This window comes from Streptomyces fuscigenes (genome assembly GCF_021556455.1).
In the GTDB taxonomy this organism is placed as follows: Bacteria; Actinomycetota; Actinomycetes; order Streptomycetales; family Streptomycetaceae; genus Streptomyces; species Streptomyces fuscigenes.
In genome coordinates, this window is the sequence record NZ_JAKGCV010000023.1 from 1 (window position 1) to 24,131 (window position 24,131).

General features: G+C 73.0%; 18 protein-coding genes. 9 read left to right on the top strand and 9 right to left on the bottom strand.

The window, feature by feature from the left end; translation table 11 throughout:
• Positions 1-1,049 precede the first annotated feature (1,049 nt).
• Positions 1,050-1,889 carry a LuxR family transcriptional regulator gene (locus L1885_RS04790; RefSeq protein ID WP_235795696.1) on the top strand — a complete coding sequence of 280 codons (840 nt, stop codon included), beginning with the start codon at positions 1,050-1,052 and terminating at the stop codon, positions 1,887-1,889.
• Positions 1,890-1,895: 6 nt separating this feature from the next.
• Positions 1,896-3,053 carry a histidinol-phosphate transaminase gene (locus tag L1885_RS04795; RefSeq protein WP_268983624.1) on the top strand — a complete coding sequence of 386 codons (1,158 nt, stop codon included), beginning with the start codon at positions 1,896-1,898 and terminating at the stop codon, positions 3,051-3,053.
• Between the two features lie 130 nt (positions 3,054-3,183).
• Here the strand turns inward: L1885_RS04795 and L1885_RS04800 are convergent, their stop codons facing one another.
• The 9 genes from L1885_RS04800 to L1885_RS04840 all read right to left on the bottom strand — a co-directional run bounded on the left by L1885_RS04800 (position 3,184) and on the right by L1885_RS04840 (position 15,143).
• On the bottom strand, positions 3,184-4,389 hold the full coding sequence (locus tag L1885_RS04800; protein ID WP_235795698.1) for an ATP-grasp domain-containing protein: 1,206 nt from the start codon (positions 4,387-4,389) through the stop codon (positions 3,184-3,186).
• Positions 4,386-5,696 carry an MFS transporter gene (locus L1885_RS04805; RefSeq protein ID WP_235795699.1) on the bottom strand — a complete coding sequence of 437 codons (1,311 nt, stop codon included), beginning with the start codon at positions 5,694-5,696 and terminating at the stop codon, positions 4,386-4,388. The genes L1885_RS04800 and L1885_RS04805 overlap by 4 nt, the downstream gene beginning before the upstream one ends.
• Positions 5,697-5,699: 3 nt before the next feature.
• The gene (locus L1885_RS04810) at positions 5,700-8,351 is read right to left on the bottom strand and encodes an ATP-grasp domain-containing protein (RefSeq protein ID WP_235795700.1); all 2,652 of its coding nucleotides are present in this window, start codon (positions 8,349-8,351) and stop codon (positions 5,700-5,702) included.
• A gap of 69 nt (positions 8,352-8,420) precedes the next feature.
• Positions 8,421-9,056 carry a mycothiol-dependent nitroreductase Rv2466c family protein gene (locus tag L1885_RS04815; RefSeq protein WP_235795701.1) on the bottom strand — a complete coding sequence of 212 codons (636 nt, stop codon included), beginning with the start codon at positions 9,054-9,056 and terminating at the stop codon, positions 8,421-8,423.
• The gene (locus tag L1885_RS04820; protein WP_235795702.1) at positions 9,053-10,738 is read right to left on the bottom strand and encodes a class I adenylate-forming enzyme family protein; all 1,686 of its coding nucleotides are present in this window, start codon (positions 10,736-10,738) and stop codon (positions 9,053-9,055) included. Before L1885_RS04820 ends, L1885_RS04815 begins: the two co-directional genes overlap by 4 nt.
• 246 nt (positions 10,739-10,984) lie before the next feature.
• A complete protein-coding gene (locus tag L1885_RS04825; protein WP_235795703.1) occupies positions 10,985-11,866 on the bottom strand; it encodes a prephenate dehydrogenase/arogenate dehydrogenase family protein in 882 nt (293 codons plus the stop codon).
• Positions 11,863-13,929 carry an aminodeoxychorismate synthase component I gene (gene pabB / locus L1885_RS04830; protein ID WP_235795704.1) on the bottom strand — a complete coding sequence of 689 codons (2,067 nt, stop codon included), beginning with the start codon at positions 13,927-13,929 and terminating at the stop codon, positions 11,863-11,865. Before pabB ends, L1885_RS04825 begins: the two co-directional genes overlap by 4 nt.
• Complete coding sequence (locus L1885_RS04835) at positions 13,926-14,231, bottom strand: chorismate mutase family protein (protein WP_235795705.1); 306 nt, start codon at positions 14,229-14,231, stop codon at positions 13,926-13,928. The genes pabB and L1885_RS04835 overlap by 4 nt, the downstream gene beginning before the upstream one ends.
• A gap of 423 nt (positions 14,232-14,654) precedes the next feature.
• The gene (locus tag L1885_RS04840; protein WP_235795706.1) at positions 14,655-15,143 is read right to left on the bottom strand and encodes a MarR family winged helix-turn-helix transcriptional regulator; all 489 of its coding nucleotides are present in this window, start codon (positions 15,141-15,143) and stop codon (positions 14,655-14,657) included.
• A 108-nt stretch (positions 15,144-15,251) separates the two neighbouring features.
• On the opposite strand from L1885_RS04840, the gene L1885_RS04845 reads away from it, so the two are divergent.
• From L1885_RS04845 to L1885_RS04875, 7 genes are all read left to right on the top strand, one after another.
• Positions 15,252-15,953, top strand: a complete 702-nt coding sequence (locus L1885_RS04845; RefSeq protein ID WP_235795707.1) for a nitroreductase family protein — start codon at positions 15,252-15,254, stop codon at positions 15,951-15,953.
• A gap of 260 nt (positions 15,954-16,213) precedes the next feature.
• The gene (locus L1885_RS04850; RefSeq protein WP_235795708.1) at positions 16,214-16,897 is read left to right on the top strand and encodes a phosphoribosylanthranilate isomerase; all 684 of its coding nucleotides are present in this window, start codon (positions 16,214-16,216) and stop codon (positions 16,895-16,897) included.
• A gap of 226 nt (positions 16,898-17,123) precedes the next feature.
• Entirely contained in the window at positions 17,124-17,789 is a 666-nt protein-coding gene (gene upp / locus L1885_RS04855) for a uracil phosphoribosyltransferase (protein ID WP_235795709.1), read from the top strand.
• Positions 17,786-18,697: an EamA family transporter gene (locus L1885_RS04860; protein ID WP_235795710.1), complete on the top strand. Its 912-nt coding sequence runs from the start codon at positions 17,786-17,788 to the stop codon at positions 18,695-18,697. The genes upp and L1885_RS04860 overlap by 4 nt, the downstream gene beginning before the upstream one ends.
• A gap of 46 nt (positions 18,698-18,743) precedes the next feature.
• A complete protein-coding gene (locus tag L1885_RS04865; protein WP_235795711.1) occupies positions 18,744-22,577 on the top strand; it encodes a non-ribosomal peptide synthetase family protein in 3,834 nt (1,277 codons plus the stop codon).
• Positions 22,578-22,845: 268 nt separating this feature from the next.
• Positions 22,846-23,097: a tautomerase family protein gene (locus L1885_RS04870; RefSeq protein WP_235795712.1), complete on the top strand. Its 252-nt coding sequence runs from the start codon at positions 22,846-22,848 to the stop codon at positions 23,095-23,097.
• Complete coding sequence (locus tag L1885_RS04875; RefSeq protein WP_235795713.1) at positions 23,097-24,029, top strand: pseudouridine-5'-phosphate glycosidase; 933 nt, start codon at positions 23,097-23,099, stop codon at positions 24,027-24,029. Before L1885_RS04870 ends, L1885_RS04875 begins: the two co-directional genes overlap by 1 nt.
• The last annotated feature ends 102 nt before the right edge of the window (positions 24,030-24,131 follow it).

Here is a 24,131-nt window from a genome sequence, read left to right on the forward strand (position 1 = left end):
ATGGCGGCGGACGGCGGGCACCGGGGCGAACGACCAGGGCTGCTCGCCCCGCCGCCCGGCCACGGCCGGCCCGTCGCCCGCCCGGCGTTCGGCGGGGCCCGCGTCGCCGAACGCCCGCAGGGCGAAGGGGCCTTCGACGAACGCCCCCGGGCACGGCCACTCGTGGTAGCGCAGCTTCGGACTCCGGGCGGAGCCCGGGCGCTCGGAGGATGCGGGTACGACCCCCGATACCGATGCTTTTCGGCCTAACGGCCGTGATGGGTAAGGATCGTGGGCGTGGGCTCCGGGGCCGGGGGCACTCGCCCGCCGCCCCGGAGCGAAGGGCGGCCGGGGCCCGGGGGCGCCGTCGGCCCCGGTCCCCGGTGGTTCCGGTACGAACGGCCCGTCGTCGGCCCGGAGCATGTCCGCCCGGAGCATTCCGTCTCCCCCCAGAGGTGTGCGGATTCCGCGCTGGTGCGGCGGTCCGGCCCGATACGGGCCGGGAGTGCCGCCACGCGCGCGCCCCCGTCGGCGCGCGGGTGGCCGCCCGAACCGCCGGCAGCGGTGCGGGAACCGGTCGGCGCGGTCAGCCGGGAACGTTCCAGCCGACGTCGTTCGCGCGGACGGTTCCGTCGAGGCGGAGACAGGGCCGGTGCGCGGGGGGCGTTGCGCACCCGTCGGAGAATGGCGCGAAGACGCCTCTCGATCTCGCCATCTGCCTGGAACTGAACATTCCCCCGAGCATGACATTTCCTTTGCAGTAAGATTTCGGCTGTTTGCACAATGACGCCTCGGTTTGCGTCGACGTCGATAGACCCGCGCAAACCGTGGCTTTTCTTTTCGTAGACGTAACTCTGCCACCTCTGGACGACCTGTAGGAGTTCGGACATGCTTCGGGTCGGCGCACTGCAATGAAACGAGGGATGCAAATGCCGACGGGCCCACACGAAACGGACATCGACGACGCGAGGGACGCTTCCGGGGCCGAGGGGAGTACCGCGGCGTTGCAGAGCCTTGCCGCGGACTGGTCGCCCAGCGCGGAGCCGGAGAAGCGTGAAACGTTACTGCGCATGGCGCAGGCGCTCAGTGAGATCTCCTGCATGATCGCGATACAGGCCGAACAGCCCGACCTGTGCGTCCACAAGGACGGGCCGGACGAATACCGACAGGTCCGCCCGGACGCGGCGGTGCAGAATCCCGGATTCCGCTATCTCGACGGGGAAGTGGAGATCAATCGCGCCATCCAGAAGATCTTGGACACGGCCAGGACCGAGATCCTCACCGCGCAGCCGGACGGCCCGCGCCCGGGCCCCGTGCTCGACGACGCGCTCAGCGCCGTGCGCAACAGGATCGCGGCCGGCATCAGCATGCGCACGCTCTACCAGCACAGCACCCGCTTCGACGAGCCGACCAAGGAATATGTGCAGTCGGTCACGCAGTACGGGGTCCAGGTGCGCACCCTCGCCGAGTTCTTCGACCGGATGATATTGGTCGACCGGTCCGCCGCGTTCATCCCCGCCAACGCCGACCGGTCCCGGGCGGTGCTGGTCACGGAGCCGGCTGTGGTGCATTTCCTCGCCGACGTCTTCGACCGCGCGTGGGACCGGGCCGCCCCCTTCCCCTTCCTGCCGGTGCGCGCCGCGGACGCGGCACCGGAGGTGATCCCCGCCATTCGCGAGTCCATCAGGAAACTCCTGGTCGAGGGGCGTTCCGACAAGGAGATCGCCCGCCGCCTCGGACTCAGCCTGCGCTCGCTGCAGGCGCACGTCGCCTGGCTGAAGAAGGAGTACGGCGCCCAGCACAGGCTCCAGCTCGGTTACTTGATGGGCCTTCGGGGGCAGGCGGCGGGCGCCCTCGTGGAGCGGCTGCCGTCGAAGGACGGCCTTGCGGCGGCACAGGCCGCCTCTTAGGGTGAGATGTCGCGCCGCGCGCGGCCACAGGTTCCGCAGCGCGCGCCGAATGGCTCCGTTTTTGGATCCATTTCATTTTCCCCTTTCTTTGTTGCCGCGGCGCCGGTGGTCCGCTCTATCCCGCAGCCGGCGCCGCGCCGTTACGCGCCGGAAAGGTGCCGCATGACGCCCTACGGACTGTCTGCCAATGAAAACCCCTACCCGCCTCTGCCCTCGGTGCGCCGCATCGTCGCCGAGGCGGCCGTCGCGGAAATGAACCGCTATCCCGACCGGCTCGCCGCGGAGGTCACCGGAGCGGTCGCCGCCCGGCTGTCGGTCCCGGCGGACCATCTCGCCTTCGGCGCGGGATCGGTGGGAGTGCTGCTGCACCTGCTGCACGCGGCGCTCGCCGACGGCGGCAGCGCACTGTACGCGTGGCCCTCGTTCGAGGCGTACCCGCACCTCACCGAGGTGTGCGGGGGCGCGTCGGTGCGGGTGCCGCTGCGCGACGACGCGCACGACCTGGACGCGATGGCCGCGGCCGTGCGCGAGGACACCAGGATCGTGGTGGTGTGCAATCCCAACAACCCCACCGGCACGGTGGTGCGGCGCGCCGAGCTGGAGCGCTTCCTCGACCGCGTGCCGCCCGGCGTGCTGGTCGTACTGGACGAGGCCTACCGCGAGTTCGTCCGGGACATCGACGTCCCCGACGGGGTCGGCCTCTACCGGGACCGGCCCAATGTCGTGGTGCTGCGGACGTTCTCCAAGGCCTACGGCCTGGCGGGACTGCGGATCGGCTACGCCGTCGCGCAGGCGCCGGTGGCCGCGAGGATACGGGCGCGCGCCGTGCCCTTCGGTGTGAACTCCGCTGCGCAGGTCGCCGCCGTCGCGTCGCTCGGTGCCGAGGCCGAGGCCGAACTCCTGCAGCGCGTCGACGCGCTGGCGAAGGAGCGGGACCGGCTGGAGGGCGCCCTGCGGGACGCCGGCCTGCGCGTCCCGCCGTCGCAGGCGAACTTCGTGTGGCTGCCGCTGGGGGAGCGCACCGGGGAGTTCGCCGCCGCCTGCGCGCGAGCGGGCGTCGAGGTCCGGGCCTTCCCGGGCGAGGGCGCCCGGGTCACCGTCGGCGAGGCCGCCGCCAACGACATCGTGCTGCGGGTGGCCGCGGCGTACGGCACCGCCGGCTGACGCCGCGACCGCGAGCGGGAGGCCGTGGCCGTACGCCGGGAAACCGGCCCGACGGCGGGCGGCGGACGGCCCCGGCCTCCCGCAATGCGCGTGGAGGAGCCGGGGCCGTCTCGCCGGGGCGCCGACCGCCTCAGGCCGGATCGACCTCCACCCGCAGCGTCTCGCGCACGAACTTCAGCGCGTCCTCCCGCTCCGACGGCGAGTCCGCGCACACCAGGACGTGCCCCATCCGCTGCGAGGACGACGTCAGCGGGCGCACCGTGTCGCCGGGCCCCTTGCGCAGCCGCACCCGGACCACCGCCGGGTGGGCCTCGGTCTCCTCGATCCCGCCGATCCGCCTGATGGTCCCGGGAGCGGCCGTCGGGAAGTACGTGGCCGCCCACGCGGCCGGCCCGCCGGAGGGAAGGCCGTCCACCGGCAGGCCGAGGGACAGCTTGACCACGGCCTCGTAGAGGTCGAAGCCGAAGGTCAGGCCGATCGCGTCGGGCAGGTAGTCGCCGGGGGTGCGCACCGCGGTCTCCATCAGCACCGGCCCCCGCGCGCCCACCTTGAACTCCAGGTGGACGAGGCCGGTGCGCATCCCGATCGCGTCGAGGACGCCCCTGGTCAGCGCGTCCACGCGGGCCGTCGTGGCCGGGTCGTCGAAGCGGTGCCCGCAGCGGTGGGACAGCTCCACGAAGTACGGGGGCGGTGTGGTCTCCTTCGCGGTGGTGTTCGCGAACAGCACCTCCCCGTCGCGCACCAGCGCCTCCCAGCTGAACTCCGGCCCCTCCACGGCCTCTTCGACCAGGACGGTGCCCTCGTCCGCGCGCCGGGCGATCACGTCACCCACGGCGGCCGCGTCCGCGACGAGTTCCACGCCCTCGCTGCCCGCCCGGGAGAGCGGCTTGACGACCACCGGCAGGCGTTCGAGCATCCACGCCCGCGCGTCGGCGACACTCGCCACGAGCCGGAACTCCGGCTGCGGCACGCCGTGGTCGGCGAACGTCGTGCGCTGCAGCGCCTTGTTGCGGGAGATGACGGCCGCGTGCAGGGACGGCCCGGGCAGGCCCAGCCGCTCCTGGGCCAGCGCGGCGGACAGCACGTGCGGCTCAGCGAAGGCCACCACACCGCCCGGCACCCGCTCCGTGACCGCGCGGGTCACCGCCAGGTTCCACAGCTCCTCGGGCCCGCCGGGAGCGCGGTAGAACGTCTCCGCGAGCCCCTGCGGCCGGTGCTCCCAGGTCGCCGCCGACTCGACGGCGCGCGTGCGCACGCCGAGCCGCGCCGCCGCCTCCAGGTAGGGCCGGCCCATCGTGCCGACGCCCACCACCAGCAGGTCCTTGCCGTCCTTCATGGGGTGGCCCCTTCCGATTCCGTGGGTGTCCCTGCGGCCGCGGCGGTCGCCGGCCCGGCAGGCGCGCCGGCACCCTGCGCACCGGCCCCGTCGAGAGGCCTCAGCAGCCGGGTGACGGGCGTGACGAGCAGCGCGGCGGCGGCGAACACCACGGCGAGGCCGATCCAGCCCGCCGGGCCGGCGGCGATCACCACCGAGGTCACGAGCGCGGGACCGACGATGCGCTGCCCCGTCCCGCCGAGGCTGAAGACGGACAGGTACGTGCTCTTGCGGTCCTCGGGAGCGAACTCGTAGCTCAGGTCCCAGCCGCCGACCGCCTGCCACATCTCGCCGAAGGTCAGCAGCACGCACGCGCCCAGCAGCACCGCACCGGCGAGCCAGGCGGACCCGGGCCCGGCCGCGAGGGCCATCGCGAGGCAGCACGCGGTGAGGGCCGCGCCGCCCAGGCGCAGGGCACGCGCCGAACCCCCCGGCCCCTCTGCGGACTTGGACACCGGGACCTGGAGCACCACCGACAGCACCGTGTTGGTCAGCACCACGATCGGCAGCAGCCCCGTGGGGACGCGGGTCGCGTGCAGCGCCCACAGCGGAATGCCGACCGACAGGATGGTGGTGTGCAGGTTCAGGACCCCGTTCAGGCCGGTCAGCAGCAGGTAGCGCCAGTCCCGGAAGCCCCTGATCGCGGCCAGCGGGCTCGTCCTGCGCTGCGCGGTGGCCCCCGCCACCGCGCGCAGCCGGGTCAGCAGCAGAGCCGAGACGACGAACGCGGCCGCCGTGCCCAGCACGATGCCCCGGTACGCCCAGATGCTGTGCGAGGCCAGCAGGGGCGCCGCGAGCAGCGCGCCGAGCGAGAAGCCCATGTTGCGGACCGTACGGATGATCGCCATCGTGCGGGTGCGGTCGCCCGCCTCCGTCGCGGCGGACGCCACGGCCTGCGTCATGGGCTGGGTGGCGGCCTCCGCGGCCGCGAGGCACGACGACACCAGGGTGAAGCCGACGACGCCGTGCGCGAAGGTCAGCGCGACGAACCAGCCCGCGCGCCACAGTTGCAGCAGGACCAGCATGCGCCGGGCGCCGATGCGTTCCGCGAGCGCGCCGATGGGCACCGTCGTCAGGAAGCCGACGATGCCGGACACGGCGAGACCGAGGCCGACCTCCGCGGTGCTCAGCCCGACCGAGCGGACGAAGAACACCGCGGAGCCCGCCAGGTACAGGCCGGTCCCGACGGCGTTGATCAGCGAGGTGACGGCGAACGTGCGGCCCGCGGGCGTCGCGGGCACGTACTCGCGCGGTGAGATGCGGCGCACCGGTCACCGCCCCCCGGCGCCGGCCGGGGCCGGTGTGCTGTCCCGCGGCGGCTCGCTGCCGGCACCCGCGTCGCGGCCGGGATCGGTGTGGACCGTGATGAGCGACCGGGCGTGCTCCGCGGTCAGGGCGGCGTCCGCGGTCGTCCCGGCGGTGGCGACGACGAAACCGGCGCGCTCCCAGGAACTGGTGGTCGCCCGCACGGTGGCGCCCGGCTCCACCGACACGTGCACCTCCTCGACGCCGGGTACGGCCGCGGCCTCCTCCTCGCCGGCCACCGAGCCGACGGTGCCCGGCGCCGCGGTCAGGAACCGCACCGCCGCCGCCCGGCGCGGGGCGATCGGCGCGACGGGCCCGCGGCCCTCCAGCACCCGCAGCAGGTTCGCCAGGATGTCGGTGTCGTACGCGAGGTCGACGAGGACCGTGATCGCGCCGCCGGGCAGCCGGCCCGCGCACTCCACCAGGTGCGGCCGGCCGCCGTCCAGGATCCACTCCGAGTGCAGGATCCCGGAGCCGAACCCGGTGGCCTCGGCGAGGCGGGCGACGGCCTCGCCCAGCGCGGCGGACGTCGACTCGGGCAGGGCCGCCGGCAGGGCGTGGCCCGTCTCCACGGGGTGGCGCGAGTCGAGTACGGACTTGGCGGTGATGTTCGTGAAGCCGACCGCGCCCTCGTGGACGAACGCCTCCACGCTCACCTCGGGTCCGTGCAGGCGCTGTTCGACGAGGTAGTGGGCGGTGTCCGGGTAGGCGGCGCGCAGGGTCGGCTCGTCGGCGCCCGTGGTGTGCGCCCAGGCGGCCGCCACGTCGTCGTCCGGCCCGAGCAGCTGCACCCCGAGGCTGGCCTGCCGCCCCGCCGGCTTGAGCACGCACTCGCCGCCGTGCCGGGCCCGGAACTCGGCCACCCCGTCCGGTCCTTCGGCCCGCGCCCAGGCGGGCTGGGCGATCGCACCGCCGGCCGCGGCCGTCCGCAGCAGCGCCTTGTCGCGCAGCACCCGGGCCGCCTTGAGGCCCGCGCCGGGCAGGCCCCAGGCCTCGGCGAGGGCGGCGGCCACGACGACCCCGTACTCCACGACGGGCACCACGGCCCGCACCCGCGGCGGGCGGGGCAGTGTGTCCGCGATGCGGTGGGGATGCCGCTCGTCCTGGCTGGGAACGGGCAGCAGCGCGCCCACGCAGGCGTGGCGTTCGGCGAGGTCGCCGATGCCCCGCGCGGCGACGACCGCGGGCTCCTCCAGCACCAGGACGGACGACGGGGGCATCGACTCGTCGAGCTTGGCGAGCATCACCGGGCTGTAGCCGACCAGGACGTGGGTGACGTCGGCCGGAACTGTGCGGATCCCGACGGCCGCGCGGACCTCGGCCTCCAGCGCGTCGAGCTCCTCGAGGGTCGGCGCGTCGATGAAGAACGACACGGCACGGTCCTCGGAGCTGAGCAGCGGGCCGAGGAGCGCGCCGCGGTCCTTGTGCACGAGCACCGCGCGCAAAGTGGGTGCGTCCCCGGCCGCGGCGGGGCCGATGACCGGCCACAGGCCGCCCTCGCCCACCCAGGCCGGCTCGACACCGAAGCCGTCGACGGCGACGTCGGCGAGGAGGCCCGGGGCGTGCTCCAGGTAGACCTGCCGGGCGTGCCTGCGCGGTCGCGGGTACGAGGCGGGCTCGCCCAGTGCGATGCGGACGATCTCGGGCTCCAGCGGTGCGCCGGTGGCCAGTTCGTACAGCACGCACAGGCCGTCGCCGGGCGTGCGGGCGGCGACCTCCATCAGCACCGGCCGGCCGCTCGCGTCGACGCGCCACTCGGCATGGGCGATGCCGTCGCGGAAGTCGAGCCCGTCCTCCAGGAGCCGCCGATTCGCCTCCAGCAGCGCGGACTCGGTGCCGGGGTGGTCGCTCGGGACGGTGTGGGACAGCTCCACGAACGTGCGCGCGTGCGAGTCGGTGGTGTCCTTGCGGGTCGCGGAGGCGAACACGATCCGGCCGCCCTGGACCAGGCTCTCCACCGAGTACTCCTGGCCGGCGATCTTCTCCTCCACCAGCACCGTCTCGTGCGCGGGGAAGGCGTCCAGCGCGACGCGCAGGGCGGCCGCGTCGAGGACCGACTCGACACCCGAACTGGAGTGCCGCCCGGCGGGTTTGACGACGGCGGGGTAGCGCACCTCGCTCAGGTCCGCGCTCCCGCGCTCGTCCGGCGCGACGACGAGGGAGGCGGGGCTGAACTCCGGCAGGTACCAGCGCTGCAGGTACTTGTTGCGGCACACGCGGGTGGCGCGCAGCCCGGGGGTGGCGAGACCGAGGGCATCCGCCAGCAGGCCGGTCGGCTCCACCTGGGTCTCGCCGACGGCGTAGGCGCCCGTGATCCGGTACCGCTCGCGCCAGCGGCGCGCCGCGGAGACGGCACCGGGAAGATAGGAGTTGTCGCGGCTCACGTCGCCGTCGACAAAGGCGAATTCGTCGATCGCCGAGGCCGGGTGCGAGGGATCGGCCGAGGCACGCAAAGCCTCTTCACGCCACGCCGAGGGCGTGATGAGAAGGACCTTCAGCCCTCTGCGGGTGAGTTCTTCGAGATACAGGGGCGCGCGACAGACCACCAGGAACGATCCGGTGAGAATGAAGGCGTCCGGGCGTGGGGCGGGGGCGGTGTCCGCGGAAGTCTGCTGCATGTCCAGGTGCCTGTCCTCGTGAGGACGTGGACCGCCCCGGCAAGGGGCGGCCCACGTCGTGCGGTTGGCTCAGTCGAAGGAGAGCTTTCCGGTACGGGTCCGCTTCAGTTCGAAGAAGTCGGGGTAGTTCGCGAGAGCGCGCGCGCCGTCGAAAATGCGGGCCGCCTCCTCGCCGCGCGGGATGGAATTGAGGACGGGCCCGAAGAAGGCCACACCGTCGATGTGGATCGTGGGCGTGCCCACGTCCTCGCCGACCGGGTCCATGCCGAGGTGGTGGCTCTCGCGCAGCGCCTCGTCGTACGCGTCGCTGTCCGCCGCCTCGATCAGCTCGGCGGGCAGCCCCGTCTCGGCCAGGGCCTCCACGCCGACGGCGCGGAAGTCCTTGTTGCCGCCGTTGTGGATGCGGGTGCCGAGCGCGGTGTAGAGGCCGGCGAGGACCTCCCCGCCGTGCTTCTGTTCCGCGGCGACGCACAGGCGGGTCAGCGTGAGCGAGTTGTTCACCAACTCACGATACCAATCGGGAAGTTCGCGGTTCTCATTGAGAACGTAAAGACTCATCACCCGGAATCGGAGATTCAGCTCGCGCTGCTGCTGGACCTCGAGAATCCACCGGGAGGTGATCCACGCGAAGGGGCAGGCCGGGTCGAAGTAGAAGTCGACCTCGGCGGGGGTGTCTGCGGTCTGAGCCTGAGTGCTCTGCGTCACGCTGATTCCTCGGAGATGTGAGAAGCGAGGGAAGTGGAGTCGGCCCGCTCCGCGTAGTTCCGCAAATTCGCGTAGGTCTCGCGGAGTTGGCGCTTGAGTACCTTACCGGTGACACCCACCGGGAACTGGTCCGGCGTGCGGGCTATTTCCAGGACTCCCAGTGCGGGGTGGCCGGCCGCCGCCAGTGCCTCGTTGGCACGGTCGAGCAGTTTGTGCGGGTCGGCGTCGGTCTGATCGGCGACGGTGACGACGGCGACCGGCACGACGGTGTCGCCGTCGCGGCCCGCGACGACGGCGACATCGTCCACCTCGGGCACCTCGTTGAGCACGACCTCCTCCATGAACACCGAGTAGCCCGTTCCGGTGGGCGTGTGCAGCGCGTCCACCGCGCGGTCCACCAGGAAGAAGTTGCCCTCGGCGTCCCGGTAGGCCATGTCCCCGGGCAGCCAGTGGCCGGCCAGCTTGAAGCGGTACGTGGTGTCGGAGTCGGCCCAGTAACCCGGCGTGATGGCAGGGCCCTTGGCGGCCAGGTGACCGACCTCGCCCACGGCCGCGGGGCTGCCGTCCTCGCGCAGGATCGCGACCTCGGCGACACCGACGGGCTTGCCGGCGCACCGGTCGTTGCGCTCGCTGTCGAGGGTGTGGACCTGGAGCAGCACGCCCCAGCCCAGCTCGGTCGTGCCCAGGCGGTCGAAGAACGCGGAGGGCTTCAGCTCCGGGCTGCGCAGCGAGAGGATCTTCTCGATGTGCGCCCGGTGCACCGCGTCCCCGATGGAGGTCCACACCGCCACCGAGTCGACGGAGCCCACGGCCAGGTCGGCGGCGGCCAGTTCGGCGTAGCCGTGCGCGAACGACATCACGGCGGTCGGACGGTGCCGGCCGACCGCGGCGGCCAGCTCCTCACCGCTGCGGTCGCTGAGCGCGACGAACGGGGTGCCGCCGAGGACCGCGTAGACCGTGTAGGCGATGCAGCCCAGGTGCGACTGCGGCAGCGCCGTCATCATCAGGGCGCCGGGCACCTCGGTGTGGTCCACCAGCCGGAACTTCGGACCCGACACGATGGAGCGGTGCGTGTGGATCGTCGGCTTGGGGCGGCCGGTGGTGCCGGAGGAGTGCAGGATGACGACCGGGTCGTCGTCGTGGTGCGGCCAGTAGTCCGAGTCCGCGAGCGCCGCGGCGGGCGGGGCCGGAAGCTCCTCCTCCGTGCGCGTCCACGCGAGGCCCAGGCCGTCGAGCGCGGAGCCGAGGCGCTCCAGCCGCGCGGCGTCCGTGTAGAGGCCGACCGGGGTCGTCTGCTCCAGCAGCGACTGCGCGATGGCCTGCGGGGCCTTGCTGTTGACGAGTACCGCGACCGCGCCGATCTGTGCGAGGGCGTAGAAGTGCACGGAGTAGGCGAACGAGTCCTCGATCCACACCGCGACCCGGTCGCGCCGGCCCACTCCCTGGGCCAGGTACCAGGCCGACCAGCTCTGGGCGAGTTCGTCCACCTCGGCGATGCTGAAGTCGTGGCGCGGCTCGCCCGAGGTGGTGGTGATCGCGCGGTCGGAGTGGATGTACCGCTCGTCGGGCGCGACGCTGGCCGCGAGGGCGGACTTCAGCAGGTTGCCGCCGCCCACCAGCGGATCGGCGGAGATCTTCGCGCGCTGGTCCGGGGTGAGCACGGTCGGGGCGAACGTGGTCATGAGGTGCACCTTCCTGATCGTGGGCCGCCGCGGGCGCCGCGGCCGCGGTGGCGGCGCGTCGCCCGGGCGGACTCGTCTCGGGTCGTTCCGGTGGTTCCGTGGTGCGTGCGGTGGTGCGTTGCGTTCCGTGGTGCGGTGGTGCGGGCCGTGCGGTGCGTCCGTGTGGTGCGTGCCGTGCTCTTGGTGCGGGCCGTTCGGGTCCTGCGGGGCGGTGCGATACGGGCGGGCCGGGACGCCCGCGGCGCGTCAGAGGTGCTCGAACAGGGCCGCACAGCTCTCGCCGAGGGCGGGCAGCTCCGCGCCGAGGTGGGCCCGCAGTTCGCCGACGAGGTCCTCGAACGCCCCCTCGGAGCCGCCCTCCACGGTGTCGGTCAGCCGGGCCAGCGCGTCGGCCAGCACCTTGCGTACCGCGGGCGCCTCCGGGTTGGCGGCCTGGACGTCCCAGTACACCTCCGGTGTGCCGCCCGCGATGCGGGCGAGCAGCGACAGCAGGGCGCGGTGCGGCGGGGGCGCGATCCGCAGCAGGTCCGCCACGGTCACGTCGAGCCGGGTCAGGGCGAGCCCGAAGGCGAGCACCGCCGCGTGGGTGAGCGCCTGGGCGGCGCCCGCGAGGCGGTCGTGCTCCCGGTCGTCCACCGGGACGATCACCGCGCCCCAGCTCGCGACGAGGTCGAGCAGCCCCGCGACGCGCGGTCCGCCGCCGACGACGACGGCGGCGACCGGGCGCCCCTCGAAGCCCAGCGACGGCGCGAACATCGGGTTCAGGCCCACCGCCTGGACCCGGGGGGCGTGCCGGCGCACGGCGTCCGCGAAGCGCTGCTTGACCGACAGCGTGTCGACGAGCAGCGCGTCGGGCCGCAGCGCCCCGGCGACGCCGGGCAGGGCGGCGAGCGCCACCTGTTCGGGGACCGCGAGCACCACCAGGTCGGCGTGGCCGAGTTCGGCCGCGAGCCGGTCGTCGATCGCGGTCACGTCGCCGCGCACCCACGGGGCGCCGTCCGGCGTCCGGCCGCCGGACGGCTCGGCCGGATCGACCAGGCAGACCCGCGCGCCGGTGGCCCGGACGCGCTCGGCGAACAGCGCGCCCACCGCCCCCGAGCCGCCGACGACGACGCACCGGCGGATCACCGGGCGCCCCCGGCCGGCTGCGCCGCGGTGTCGAGGACCGCGGTCACCATGGCCCGGGACTTCACGACCGTCTCCTCGAACTCCTCGTCCGGGTCGGACAGGGCGACGATCGCCCCGCCGACGCCGAAGGTCACCTTGTCGGCGGTGGCGACCAGCGTGCGGATGACGATGCTCAGGTCGGTCGCGCCGCTGAGCGAGAACCAGCCGAGCGAGCCGGAGTAGACGCCGCGCGGCCCCTCCTCCAACCGGTCGATGATCTCCATGGTCCGCAGCTTGGGCGCGCCGGTCATCGATCCCCCGGGGAAGGCGGCGCGGACGCAGGAGACCGCCGACTCGCCCGCGCGCAGCGTGCCGCGGATGGTGGACACCAGCTGGTGCACCGGCGCGTAGGTCTCGACGTCGAACAGCTTCGGCACGTGGACGGAGCCGACCTCGCTGACGACGTTGAGGTCGTTGCGGATCAGGTCCACGATCATCAGGTTCTCCGCGCGGTCCTTCTCGCGGCCCGCGAGGTCCCGGCGCAGCGCCTCGTCCTCGGCGGGCGTCGCACCGCGCGGCCGCGTCCCCTTGATCGGCTTCGACTCGGCGACCCGGTCGGTCCCGACGGTCAGGAACCGCTCGGGGGACGCGCTGAGCACGGCCACGCCGGGGAACTGGAGCAGCGCGCCGTACGGGACGGGGCTGATGGCGCGCAGCCGCCCGTACGTCCGCAGCGGGTCGATGACGGCGTCCAGGGTGACCGCGTTGGTCAGGCACACCTCGTACGTCTCGCCCTGGCGGATCTCCTCCAGGCTCTGCGTGATGCGGTCGAGGTACGCCCGCTCGCCATGGCGCATCCCGACCGTGCCCCCGGCCGCGGGGTCGGTCATGCCGACACCCTCGAAGGCTGCGGCCGCCCGGCCGCTCCCGCGCGGCGGCAGAGCCGTCAGCCGGGCCGCCGTCTCGTCCAGCCAGGCCGTCGCGTCGGCGGTGTCGCCGTCGAGGGAGAGCGCCAGCAGGTGGCTCACGCCCTCGGCGTGGTCGACGGCGAGCATCCGGTCGGCGAACAGCAGGGCGGCGTCGGGCGTCTCGGCCTTGTACGCCGCGTTGCCCCCCGTCTCCGCCTTCAGCTCGTAGCCGAGGAAGCCGACGTAACCGAGGTTGAAGTCGAAGGGCAGGCCCTCGGGCGTGGGTACCGAGCGCAGCGCGAGCTGCTCCTCGACGTAGTCGAAGAACCGCTGCTCGACGATCTCCTCGGCGCCCCCGGAGCGCGCCGAGCCGCGCACGGTCACGGCGCCGTCGCCCACCCGGTAGGTGACGTACTCGGCGAGGGGCCCGCTGCCGTTGCCGAGGAAGGAGAAGCGCGACAGGCCCTCGACGACCGCGCCGCTGTCCAGCCAGAAGCCGTGCTCGTCACCGTGGAACAGCTCGCGGTAGGCGGCCTCGGTGTCAGGTTCGCAGGGCACCGTGCGCACGTGGACGCGGTAGCGCGGCCGGCCCTTGTCGGCGCCGTGCGCGAGGGCCATGTCGCGGAAGTTCGCGAGGAGTTCGCGGCCGTACTCGCTGCTGATGGACTCCGGGTGGAACTGGACGCCCCAGATCGGCCTGGTCTTGTGGCGCACGCCCATGACGACGCCGTCCTCGGTCCAGGCGGTCCGCTCCAGCTCGGCTGGCAGGTCCGTCGCGGCGAGGGAGTGGTAGCGGACCACGTCGTAGGGCGAGGGCAGCCCGGCGAACAGGCCGCGGCCGTCGTGGTGGACGGGCGAGACACGGCCGTGCATGGGCTGCGGCGCGAGCCCGATCTCGGCGCCGAAGAGGTGGCAGATGCCCTGGTGGCCGAGGCACACGCCGAGCACGGGCAGGCCGCTGTCGAGGATGGCGCGGGAGCTGATGCCGAAGTCGCGCTCGCGTTCGGGCCGGCCGGGGCCGGGCGAGACGACGATCGCGTCGAAGTCCTCCATGCGCAGCGTGGACCAGTCCGCGCCGTTGCGCACGACGACGGGCGGGCGGCCGTTCACCTCGCCGAGCAGTTGGTAGAGGTTGTAGGTGAAGGAGTCGTAATTGTCGATCAGCAGGGTTCTCATGCGGCCGAACCTCCTATGACGAGGTCCTCGACGCGGCACGTCTCCGCGATCACGAGGTCGTACAGCTCCCGCAGGAATTTCTGATCGATTCCGTTTTCCGAACCGAATCGGGCGGCCCTTTCCTGGACCACTCCGATGCGGTGCGGCTGCATCATGGGAATGTCGTTCTCGCGTTTGTGGTGCGCGATCTGGACACAGATTTCGATGCGCTCGCGCAGCCGGTCCAGGAACTGTGCGTCGACGCGGTCGAGCCGCGCCCTCAGTTCTTCGATGCCCGCGGCGGGAGCCGGTGCTTGCGGCATGTTCTTCCCCCCTGTGCTCTCCCGGAGATCACGGGGCGACCTGCTTCCGCCCCCGGCCGCAGCCGGCGGCGGGCGGCGCCCCCCGACACTGCACTGGACTCTGCCGTTCGCGGCATCCGGTGGCCACGCGCCCGATGGTTCGGGTCTGCGCAGTGCACACACCGGCGGGATGCACATCCGGACATACCGCGCACAACGCCCCGCTTCCGCATCCCTTGCCTCCTTGCCAAAAAGCCTGCTGCGAACTCATAGTTTGTGCGGAACCGAATTCATGGCCACACGGGGGAGGCGAAGTCGGTGGGAAGCCCGGGGGAGGTGTCGGCGACCGAGGCCGCGGGGCCGCGATTATTCATCTCGGCGACAGTTCCGGGAAGCCGTGCGTATATCCGGGGGAATCCTCTCCGGAGCCGACGGGGGTGCGGTTCACGGCACGTCGCCGAGCGAGACGAGCAGCGCGCGGAGGATCTCGTCCAGCGCGCGGCAGTCCTCCTTGTCGATGCCGGAAAGCAGTCGGCGCTGATTGCGCACGTGGCCCTCGACGACGCGGTCCACGAGCTCCCGGCCCTCGTCGGTGAGGGTGATGTGGAGGCTGCGCCGGTCCCCGGGGACCGCGTCGCGGCTCACCAGGCCCCGGGTGACGAGGCGGTCGACCCGGTTCGTCAGCGCCGCCGAGCCGATCATGACGCTGGCGGCGAGGGCGCTCGGCGTCAGTGGGCCGCCGCTGCGGCGGAGCGTCGCGAGGACGTCGAACTCCCAGGTCTCCATGCCCTCCGCGGCGAAGTACTCCTTGAGACCCGCGCTCAGGAGCCGCGCGAGGCGCAGGCTGCGCCCCACCGTCCCCATGGCGGCCAGGTCGAGATCGGTGCGCTGGGCGGCCCACTGATCAAGGAATCCGTCGACGCGGTCACGCACGGTGATCCACCTCTTCCTCGGTTACTTCGACATCGAGACGTTTGACGTCAGCGTAGTCCAGGACTTACTTTCTTGGTACTGGATAGTTCGACATCGAAAGGTTCGATCATGCCCCCACAAGGGACGAGCGAGACCGTGGCACAGGCCATCCGCTCGCGACGGGCCATCCGCCACTACCGTCCTGATCCTGTTCCCGCCCCACTGCTGCGGGAGCTGATCGACCTCGCCCTGGAAGCACCGTCCAGCTACAACCTCCAGGCCCGCTCGATCGTGGCCGTCACCGGCGCCGCGGGCCTGCGGGCGCTGACCGAGGCCACCGGCGGGCAGCCGCACCCCCAGGAGGCGCCGGTCGTCCTGGTCTTCGTCGCCGAGTCGGGCGCCTGGCGGGAGGGCCGGGACGACATCTGGCGCGAGGCGCGCGAGCGGGGCGCCTGGACCGAGGCCTACGCGGCCGGCACGCCGGGCAGCGTCAAGGAGTTCTACGAAGCGCGCAGCGAGCGCGGCCTGGAGCGCGAGTGCGCCATCAAGGACGCGATGCTCGCCGCCGCCTTCCTGATGGTCGCGGCGGAGGCCGCGGGCCTCGGCACCAGCCCCATGGGCGGCTGGGACGAGACGGCGGTGAAGCGGGCCATCGGCATCGCCGACCGGCCCGACCTGCACATCGCGCTCCTCGTCCCGCTCGGTTACCCGGGCGAGGTCCGCCTCCACCCGGGGCGCCGCTCGCCCCGGCTCACCACGCACCACGACACGTACGGCAGCGGGGAGCCGGCCCCCGGCTTCTCGCGGCAGCACCACCTCACGGACTACTGACGCGCGCGAGCCCCGCGCCGCGGAACGCGCCGCGCGGGGCACGCGCCGGCGGGAGCGCTCACCACCGCACCACCGGGCACCACGGCACGAGAGCACGCGCCGCGGCAGCACGGCACGACAGCACGGCACGACAGCACAGCACGGCCCGAAGGCCGCCCGCCGCACGGCGGGTCGGCCCGGGCGGCCGCACCGCGGCCGTCCGCCCCGCGAGTGGGGACCGCTCCGGCGGAGACCCGCACCAGCCGAGGAGAGATCACTTCATGGTCACCGTGAACAAGCTCGTCCAGGTCGCCGGCATCATCGACGCCGAAGAGGCCGACATGGTCATCGAGGAGGGCGCGGACTGGATCGGCTTCGCCCTGCGCCTGCCGTCCGGCAAGGACGACATCCCCGAGCAGGACGCCGCCGCGATCATCAAGGGCCTCGAGGCACCCCACGCGGGCGTCCTGATCAGCTACCTGACGGACGCGGACGAGATCAGCGAGTTCTGCGGTGAACTCGGCGTCGTCGCCGTCCAGTTGCACGGCGACGTCGAGGTCGCCCAGCTGAGCCGGCTGAAGGAGATACGCCCCGACCTCTTCGTCCTGAAGTCCCTCGTGGTCAAGGAGGGCAACACCGAGGAGCTCCTGGAGCTGGTCGACGCCACCCACCCGTACGTCGACATGTACATCACCGACACCTTCGACCCGAAGACCGGCGCCAAGGGGGCCACCGGCCTCACGCACGACTGGAGCGTCTCCGCCGCCCTCGTCCGCCGCTCGCCCAAGCCGCTGATGATGGCGGGCGGCCTGCGGCCCGAGAACGTCGGCGACGCGATCCGCGCCGTCCGTCCGGCCGCCGTCGACGCCCACTCGGGACTCGAGGGCCCCGACGGCCGCAAGGACCGCGCGAAGGTCGCCACGTTCGTCGCCGAGGCCCGCAAGGCGTTCGACGAGATCGGCTGACCCCGCGCGGCGCCCGGCCCGCCCCACGGGACCCACCGGTCCCGCCCCACCGGCCCCGCCCCACCGGGCCCGGCCCCCGCCGGCGCGGCCGCACCGCACCGGGCCGCCCCGGCCCGCCGGGCATCCGCCGGCGCCGCGCACGTACGACAGCGCGTCCCCCCGCGCGCCCTCCCGTACCACCGACCCCCGGACCACCACCGGACCGACCACCGGAGAGGCACCCGTCGTGACCACCGCACCGAACGTCCACGTGCTCCCGCAGACCGACCAACTGCGCGCACTGCACACGGTCATCCGCGACCGCGCCTGCACCCAGCAGGACTTCGTGACGCACTCACGCCGCGTCTTCCGGCTGCTGCTGGAGGCCGCGCTCGACCTGCTGCCCTTCGCGAAGAAGGAGGTCAGCACCCCGATCGGCGCCGTCTACGAGGGACTCGAACCGGCCCGCGACCCCTACGCGGTCAGCGTGGTGCGCGCCGGCGAGGCGATGGAGACCGAGCTGCGGGACATGATGCCCGGCATCCGGGTGGGCAAGATCCTCATCCAGCGCGACAAGCAGACCAAGCTCCCGCACCTGTACTACAAGCACCTGCCCGACGACATCGCCGACCACCCGGTGCTGCTGCTCGAACCGATGCTCGCGACCGCCGGCTCGGCGCTCGCCGCCGTCGACGTCCTGCTGGAGCAGGGCGTCCAGGAGGAACGCATCGTGCTCGTGGACCTGCTGGCCTCGCCGCAGGGGCTCCAGCGGGTCGCCGATGAGCGTCCGCACCTGCAGATCATCACCAGCTCGATCGAGGAACGCCTCACCGAACACGCCTTCATGCTCCCGGGCATCGGCGACTTCGGAGACCGGTTCTTCGGCACCACCGACTCAGGAGCCCGTCCATGAGCAACCAGCGCGTCGCCGGCACCTCGGCCCTGACCGCACTCGCCCCCGCCGTGTGGGGTTCGACGTACCTGATCACCACGGAGTTCCTGCCGCCCGACCGGCCGCTGCTGGCCTCGACCCTGCGGGCGCTGCCCGCGGGACTCATCCTCCTGGCGGCGACCCGGGTGTTCCCGCGCGGCATCTGGTGGTGGCGGGCGCTCGTCCTCGGTGTGCTGAACATCGGTGCGTTCTTCTACTTCCTCTTCCTGGCCGCGTACCACCTGCCGGGCGGTGTCGCCGCCCTGGTGATGTCGATCCAGCCGATGATCGTGCTGCTGCTGGGCGCGGCCCTGCTCCGCGACCGGATCAGGCCGATCCAGATCGGCGCCTGCCTGCTCGGCGCGGCCGGGGTGGCGCTGCTGGTGCTCGAACCGCACGCCGGGCTGGACGCCGTGGGCGTCCTGGCGGGCGTGCTCGGCGCCGCCTGCATGGCCACCGGCATCGTCCTGACCAAGCGGTGGGGCCGGCCCGAAGGCGTCACCCTGCTCGCCTTCACCGGCTGGCAGCTGACGGTCGGCGGCCTGGTCCTGGTGCCGGTCACGCTCGCGACCGAGGCCCTGCCGACCCACTTGACCTGGGGAAACATCGGCGGATTCGCGTACCTGAGCCTGATCGGGGCGATGATCGCCTACGTGCTGTGGTTCCGCGGGCTCTCGCGCCTGCCGGCGCTGGCGGCGTCCTTCCTCTCGTTCGCCTCGCCGCTGTGCGCGACCGTCCTCGGCTACCTCTTCCTCGACCAGTCGCTCGGCCTGCTGCAGATCCTCGGCGCGGCCGCGGTCGTCGGCTCGGTGGTCCTGGCGCAGCGCAGGCCCGCGCCCGCCGGGGCCCCGGCGCGGCCCGAGCGCGAACCGGCCCCGAGCCGGGTGTGAGCACCGCTCCGCACGCTTCATCTCATCTTTCGGGGGGACACCTTCCATGGCCATCGAGACGCTGACGTCCGGCGTATCCCTCAAGGGAGTCTCGCTCGGCTCCCTGCTCGAACAGCAGGCCCGGATACGGCCGTACGCGATCGCCGTCACGGCGGTCGGCCGGGACCTGACCTTCGCCGAACTGGCCTTCGAGGCGCACCGGACGGGGGCGTTACTGAGTTCGCTCGGCGCCCTCCCCGACACGTGCGTCGGCCTGTTCACCGAGCCGTCCGCCGACCTGGTGACGGGTGCGTGGGGCATCCTGACCGCCGGCGCGGCCTACCTGCCGCTGTCGCCCGAGTACCCGGACGACCGGCTGCGGTACATGATCGAGAGCTCCGGCACCCGCGTCATCGTCACCCAGGAGCACCTGCGGGAGCGCCTGCGCGGCCTGGCGCCCGAGGGCACCGCCGTGGTCACCGCGTCCGATGCGCCCGAGGCGCAGCCGGGCCCGCTGCCGGCCGCGGGCGGCGAGCACCTCGCGTACGTCATCTACACCTCCGGCAGCACCGGCAGGCCCAAGGGCGTCATGATCGAGCAGCGCAGCGTCGTCTCGCAGTTGCAGTGGCTCGCCAACTGCGGCCATCTCGGGCCCCGCGTGTCCATCCTGCAGAAGACGCCCATGAGCTTCGACGCCGCGCAGTGGGAGATCCTGGCCGCGGCCGTGGGGGCCCGGGTCGTCATGGGCACCCCGGGCATCTACCGGGATCCCGAGGCCGTCATCGACATGATCGCGCAGCACCGGGTGACCGCTCTCCAGGCCGTGCCGACGCTGCTGCGCGCGCTGATCGACACCGAGCGCCTCGGCGCTTGCGGAAGCCTGCACCGGATCTTCTCCGGCGGGGAGGCGCTGACGACGGCGCTGGCCAGGGACCTGTTCGAGGCGGTACCCGGCGTCTCGCTCGTGAATTTGTACGGGCCGACGGAGACCACCATCAACGCCACGTCGCACTGGGTCGACCCGGCCGGCCTCGGCGAGCGCCCGGGCGGGATGCTGCCCGTGGGCGTCCCCGCTGACCGGGTGACCTGCTACATCCTCGACGAGAGCCGCCGGCCGGTCGACATCGGCGAGACGGGCGAGCTGTTCGTCGGCGGCCGGCAGGTCGCACGCGGCTACATCGGCCTGCCCGAGGAGACCGAACGCCGCTTCATCACCTCGCCGTTCAACCCCACCGAGCGGCTCTACCGCACCGGCGACCTGTGCCAGTGGAACGAGGACGGCACGATCCAGTTCACCGGCAGGACCGACAACCAGGTCAAACTGCGCGGCTACCGGGTCGAGTTGGAGGAGGTCGCCGCCCGCATCGAGGAGCACACCTGGGTGCGCAGGGCCGCGGCGCTCGTCGCGGACGACCCCCGCACGAAGGGCCGCACGCTGGTGGCCGCGGTGGAGCTCAACGAGCGCACCGCCGCCACCATGGACCAGGGCCGCGAGGACGCCGACCACCACCGCTCCAAGGCGTCGAAGCTCCAGGTCAAGGCACAGCTGTCGAACCCGGGACTGCGCGAGGACGCCGAACTCGGCGGGCGGCCCGTGGTCGCGCTGCCGGGCTCCGAGCCCGGCGAGCGCCAGCGGCGCGAGGCCTTCGCCCGCAAGACCTACCGCTTCTACGGGGGCGGCCCGGTCGGGGTCGAGGACCTGCTCGGCCTGCTCGCGGCGCGCCCGGAGGGCGTCACGTCCCGCTCGCCCCAGCTGCTCTCGCTGCCCGAACTCGGCGAGATCCTGCGCTGGCTGGGCCCGTTCCGCAGCCAGGACCGGCTGCTTCCGAAGTACGCGTACGCCTCGCCCGGGGCGCTCTACGCGACGCAGCTGTACCTGGAGACGCCGGGCCTGCCGGGCCTGCCCTCGGGCCTCTACTACCACCACCCGGTCGAGCACACCCTCGTACGCGTCGGCGAAGCCGCCGAGGACCGCGAAGGGCCCCTGCTGCGGCTGCACTTCCTCGGCAAGCGGCGCGCGATCGAGCCCGTCTACAAGAACAACATCGCCGAGGTGCTGGAGCTGGAGGCCGGGCACATGCTCGGCGTGCTGGAGGAGGTCCTGCCGGACTACGGCCTCGGCGTCGAGCCCGCCGGGTACGACCCGCGGGTCAAGCGCCGCATGGACGTCGTCGACGAGGACCTCTACCTGGGCGGCTTCGACGTCGCCGCGTACCGGCCCGGGGCGCGGCAGGACGGCGTCGAGCTGTTCGTCCAGGCGCACGGTGACCGCGTCGCCGGACTCGCCGCGGGCTTCTACCGCTACCGCGACGGCGCCCTGGAGCCTCTCGGCACCGACGTCGTCGAGAAGCGGCACGTCATCGCCATCAACCAAGGGGTCTACGAACGGGCCGCGTTCGGCATCAGCGCCGTCTCCCGGGCCGGCACCGAACCGTGGCTGCGCTACGTACTGCTGGGCACCGCCCTGCACCGGCTGCAGCGCGTGCCGGGCTTCGGTCTGATGTCGTCCGGCTACTCGTCCAAGACCGGCAACCCGCTGCCCGCCGCCACGCGCCTCGACGACCTGCTGGCCGCCGCCGGCGCGGAACCCGCCGCCGCTTCCTACTTCTTCGTCGGCGGCCGCGTCACCCCGGAGCAGGCCGCGCACCAGGGCATGGACGAGGACGCCGTGCACACCAAGGGGCCCGCGGAGATGATCCGCGAGGAACTCGCCAAGTTCCTGCCGTCGTACATGATCCCGGCGCGCGTCCTCGTCGTGCCCCGGCTGCCGCTGACCGCCAACGGGAAGACCGACGCCCGGGCCGCCGCCGCGCTGCCCGAACTGGCCGCCGCCTGGCGGCCCGCGCCGTACGTCGCACCGGCCACGGACACCGAGCGGTGGCTGGCCGCCGAATGGGGCGGCGCCCTCGGCTACGAGGACGTCTCCGTCCGGGACGAGTTCTTCGCCTCCGGCGGCAACTCCCTGCACGCGGTGGCCCTCGTCAACAGGATCAACCGGGAGTTCGGCACCTCCCTGCCGCTCCAGGTCCTGTTCGAGTCGCCGGAACTCGGGGCACTCGCCGCCCGCATCGACGAGGGTTCGAGCGCGCGGGAGACCTCGCGCCTCGTGCCCCTGCGCCCCGGCGGCAGCGGCCGGCCGGTGTTCTGCTGGCCCGGCCTCGGCGGCTACCCGATGAACCTGCGCGGACTCGGCCGCGAGGCACGGCTCGACGGGCCGTTCTACGGCGTGCAGGCACACGGCATCAACGCGGACGAGGAGCCGTACCCCACCATCGGTCAGATGGCGCTCGCCGACCTGGAGGAGATCCGGGCCGTCCAGCCTTCGGGCCCCTACCGGCTGTGGGGGTACTCCTTCGGCGCGCGCGTCGCCTTCGAGGCCGCCTACCGGCTCGAACAGGCGGGGGAGCGGGTCGAGCACCTCATGCTGATCTGCCCGGGCAATCCCGCGCTGCGCAGCCGCGGCGCGGGGCACCGGGGCCGGGACGCGAGCTTCGCGAACCCCGCCTACGTGACCATCCTGTTCTCCGTGTTCGCCGGGGCGATCGAAGGACGCGCGCTCGACGCCTGCCTCGACCGGGTCACCGACGAGGACTCCTTCGTGCGCTTCGTGCACGAGATGCTCCCCGCCCTCGACGCCGGGACCATCCGGCGCGTGACGCGGATCGTGGGGCAGACCTACGAGTTCGACTACACGTTCCGGGAACTGCGCGAGCGCCGGCTGACCACGCCGATCACGGTGTTCAAGGCCCAGGGCGACGACTACTCGTTCATCGAGTCGAGCGAGGGCTACAGCGCCGCGCCGCCCACCGTCGTCGAGCTGAAGGGCGACCACTACAGCGTGCTCAAGGACGGGGGCGTGGCGGAACTCGCCGAGCGCATCGCGTCCGTGACCGGCGGCTGAGCACCGCGCGCCGCGGCGCCCGCGAGCGGGCGGCCGCACCCGCTCGAACCGGCGCACGACCCGAGCACCGCACGGCCCGCACCCCGCACCGCCCGCACCGTGCGAGCAAGGCACCGCACGACACGGCAACCGCCCCACCGCGGAGCACCGCAGCACACCGCACCACGTCGGCCCCACCACGCCACCCGCACACCGGCGGACGGGACCCACCGGCCGGCTCCCCTCCGGGCAGCCGCCGGCGGGTCCCCGCCGAGAGGAGAGAGCACGCATGCCGCACGTCAGCATCAAGCACTGGCCCGCCACCGTCACCGACGCCCAACGCGCCGAACTGGTCGAGGAGATGACCCGAACGGTGACGCGCGTCTTCGGCGTGCCGGAGGGTTCCGTCTCCATCGCCGTGGAGGCCGTCGAGCCGTCCCGGTGGACGCAGGAGGTGCACACCCCGGAGATAGCCGGCCGCGCGCACCTCCTGTGGAAGAAGCCCAACTACGCGGCGCCGATTCCGACGGAGGCGCAGTGATGGGGCACGGCATCCCGATCGTCTACGCGGAAGAGGTCCGCGAGGCGCTGCACGAGCGGCGACCGGTCGTCGCCCTGGAGTCGAACGTCATCACCCACGGCCTCGCGTACCCGCACAACGCCGAGACCGCGCACCGCGTCGAGGCCGCGGTGCGCAAGAGCGGGTCCGTGCCCGCCACGATCTGCGTGGAGGACGGCGCGCTGCGCGTCGGCATGACGGAGAGCGACATCGAACGGTTCGCGTCCGGCACCGGCATCCCGAAGGTCTCCAGCCGCGACCTGCCCGTGGTCCTCGCGCGGGGCGCCAGGGGCGCGACGACGGTGGCGTCCTCGCTCGTCGCCGCCGAGCTCGCGGGCATCCCGTTCTTCTCCTCCGCCGGCCTCGGCGGCGTGCACCGCGGCGCGCAGAGCACGATGGACGTCTCCTCCGACCTCATCCAGCTGACCCGCTCGAAGGTCGCCGTGGTGTGCGCCGGGGCGAAGATGATCCTCGACCTCAAGCTGACGATGGAGTACCTGGAGACGCACTGCGTCCCCGTCGTCTCCTACGGCTCCGACGACTTCCCCGCCTTCTACTGCAGCTCCAGCGGCGTGCGTTCACCGCACCGCATCGACGACGAGGACCTGATCGCCCGCGTCGTCGCCAACCACTGGGCCGCCCCGGCACCCGGGTCCGTCGTGATCACGACGCCGCCGCGGCCCGAGGACGCCGTCGACCCGGCGCAGGCCGAGGCCGCCATCACCGACGCGCTCGCGCAGGCGGAACGCGACGGCGTCACCGGGCAGGGACTCACCAAGTACCTGATGAGGGCGGTCGACCGGGCCACCGGCGGCCGGACCGCCGAGGCCAACATGGCGGTCCTCGTCTCCACGGCCGAGACCGGCGGGCGGATGGCCGCGGCCTACGCCCGGCACCTCGCGGCCGCCTCCTGAACCCGTGCCCGCGCGGCCGCCGCACCCTTATGGCGCCGCGACCGCGCGGACACTCCCGAGGCGTGCCGCACCGGTGTGCGCCCCCGTCGCGCCGGTGCGGCA